Raw genomic sequence first — 3,076 nt, forward strand, 5'->3', positions numbered from 1 at the left:
CTGGCCGACTGGCCTGCACCGGTGCGCGAAGTGGCCGGTATCCAGAGGGTGGGCAAACGCATTGCCGGCATCTCGTCGTTCGGTGCGGGCGGGGCCAATGCGCATGTGGTGATTGAGGAATACAGCGCACCGCAAACGCAAGACACCCAAAGCGGACCGGCACTCATCGTGCTGTCGGCCAGAAGCGAAGACCGGCTCCAGGAACAAGTCCGGCAACTGCGCGATGCCATCGAAACCGACGCGGCCATCCACCTTGCCGACCTGGCCTACACGCTGCAGGTCGGGCGAGAGGCGATGGAGGAGCGGCTGGGGCTGGTCGTCAGTTCGACGGATGAGCTCCGCCAAAAACTGGGGGCCTACCTCGAAGGCAACGACGTTGACGAGCTGTACCGGGGCCAGGTCAAGCGCAACAAGGACGCGCTGGCGGGGCTGAGCGGGGACGAGGACCTTGGCACGGCGGTCGAGGCGTGGATTGCCAAGGGCAAGCATGGCAAGTTGCTGGACGTGTGGGTCAGGGGCATGGCGGTGCAATGGAGTCGCTTGTACGGCGACAAGCGGCCGCAACGCATCAGCCTGCCCACCTATCCGTTTGCCCGTGAGCGCTACTGGGTGCAGACCAGTCCAACGCAGCTGGTGGCGACCGTGGCCAGCCTGCACCCGCTGGTGCACCGCAACACCTCGGACGTGGACGGCCTGCGCTTCAGCACGCAGCTGAGCGGCGAAGAATTCTTCCTGGCCGACCACGTGGTGCGCGGCGAGCGCGTGCTGCCCGGCGTGGCGCAGCTGGAGATGGCGCGCACGGCGGCCAGCCATGTGCTGGGGCACGAGGTCGTGGCGCTGAGTGACGTGGTGTGGATGCGCCCGGTGGTCCTGGCCAGCGAAGGCCTGAGCCTGCACATCGCGCTGGATTCGCAAGACGACGGGTCCCTCAGCTTCGAGATCTACAGCGAGGACGGCGAGGGCGAGGCCCGGGTCTACAGCCAGGGCCATGCCCACCTCCAGCAGCCGGCCAGCGCGCAGGCGCATGACCTGCAAGCGTTGCGCGCGCAGTGCCAGCAGTCGCAACTGGATGCTGCGCAGTGCTACGCCCGCTTCGAACAATTGGGCTTGCACTACGGCCCGGCGTTCCAGGGCTTGCGCGAAGTCCATGTCGGGCAGGACCAGTTGCTGGCGCGCATCAGCTTGCCGGATGCGGCGCCGCAGGGCGGCTACCAACTGCACCCCAGCCTGCTGGACGCGGCCTTGCAAGCGACGCTGGGTCTGCAACTGGACAGCGAAACATTGATGCTGCCGTTTGCGCTGGGCACGTTGGAGGCGATGGCGCCGTGCACGGGCGAGATGTGGGCGGTCGTGCGCAGAAGTGCTGGGAGCAGTGCAGGAGACGCGGTGCAGCGGTTGGACGTGGACCTGTGCGATGCGCAGGGCAATGTCTGTGTGCGATTTGGAGGGTTCAGCTTGCGTTCGGCAACGGCCACCGTTGCGCGCGTCGAGCCCTTGCCGATGCCGCGGGCTGTCGCGCCGCAGGCATCGGTCCAGACCTTGCTGTTTCAGCCCCGCTGGACTGCGCAAGCGGCAACGCCGGCAACAGGCGACGCGTTCGCTCGGCATCTCGTGCTGCTGTGCGGCGTGGAGGCCACCGATCTGGCAGAGCGTCTGCCCGGCATCGTCTGCCTGACGCCTGCCAATGACGGTGCCCTGGCGCAACGCTTCGAATCCGCCGCCATCGGGTTGCTCGGACAGCTGCAGGCGCTGACCGGCCAGCCCGGCAGGCACCTGATCCAGGTGCTCGTCCCGGCGACCGGAGAAGGCCAGGCCCTGGTGGGCCTGGGCGGCATGCTGCGCACGGCGCAAGTGGAGAACCCGCGCATCACCGGTCAGGTGATCGGTGTGCAGCCCGGGCAGGACCTTGCGCAGGCCTTGCTGGACAACTGCGGCAGCAACGCGCGGCAGGTGCGATACACCAGCAGCGGTGAGCGTGAAGTCGCTGCTTGGACGGAACTTGCGGTGGCGGCTGATGTCGCCTCGCCATGGAAGCCACACGGCGTCTACCTGATCACCGGTGGCGCCGGCGGCCTGGGCCTGATCTTCGCGCGGGAGATCGCTCGCCACGCCAGGAACGCGGTGCTGATCCTGACCGGCCGTTCGGCATTGAACGAAGGCATCCAGGCCAGCATTCGCGAGCTGGAAACGCTGGGTGCCGTGGTGCGCTATCACGCGGTCGACGTCAGCGACGGCGCGGCCTTGACACAGCTGCTGCACAGCATTCCCGAGGAGTTCGAAGGACTGGACGGCATCGTCCACAGCGCCGGGGTGCTGCGCGACAGCCTGATCGCCAGGAAGACGCCGCAGCAATTGCGCGAGGTGCTGGCTGCCAAGGTGGCCGGCACGATTCATCTCGACGAGGCCAGCCGCGACATGGCGCTGGACTTCTTCATCTGCTTCTCATCGATTGCCGGCGCGCTGGGCAATGCCGGGCAGGCAGACTACGCCGCGGCCAATGCGTTCATGGACGCGTTTGCACAGCATCGCAATGCCCTCGTGGCGCAAGGCAAACGCCGGGGGCAGACCCTGTCGCTGAACTGGCCGCTGTGGGACGAAGGCGGCATGCAGGTCGATGCCGCTACACGCAAGCTGCTGGGCCAGCAATTCGGCCTGCACCCGCTGGTCACCGCAAACGGCGTGCTGGCCTTGCGGCAGGCCCTGGCGAGCGGCGGTGCGCAATGCCTGGTCGTGGCCGGTGAGGCCGTCCGCATCCGGCAGTTGCTGCTGGGCCAGCCATCCCAGGCGCCGTTGCCGCCCGTGCCTCAACCCGCCCAGGCGGACCGTCAGGCCAGCGATCACGACTTGCCTGAAAGCGTGAAGCGCGCATTGGTCGCGATGGTCTCGGCGCTGATCAAGGTCAGGCCCGAGGACATCGACGGCGAGACGGCCTTGAGCGAATACGGCTTCGATTCGGTCTCGCTGGCCGAATTCGGCGCTGCGCTGAACCAGCAGTACACGCTCGACCTGAAGCCGACGATCTTTTTCGAACATCCGACGCTGAGCGGTCTGGCTGCCCACCTGGCCCGTGAACACC

Annotated in this window: 1 protein-coding gene; it reads left to right on the plus strand. The window is 67.2% G+C overall.

From position 1 onward, the window contains the following. The coding region (locus FKP22_RS25650; protein ID WP_141290604.1) for an SDR family NAD(P)-dependent oxidoreductase at positions 1–3,076 on the plus strand (3,076 nt) is incomplete at both ends.

It is taken from the genome of Ideonella azotifigens (assembly GCF_006519715.1).
Classification (GTDB): Bacteria; Pseudomonadota; Gammaproteobacteria; order Burkholderiales; family Burkholderiaceae_C; genus Ideonella; species Ideonella azotifigens.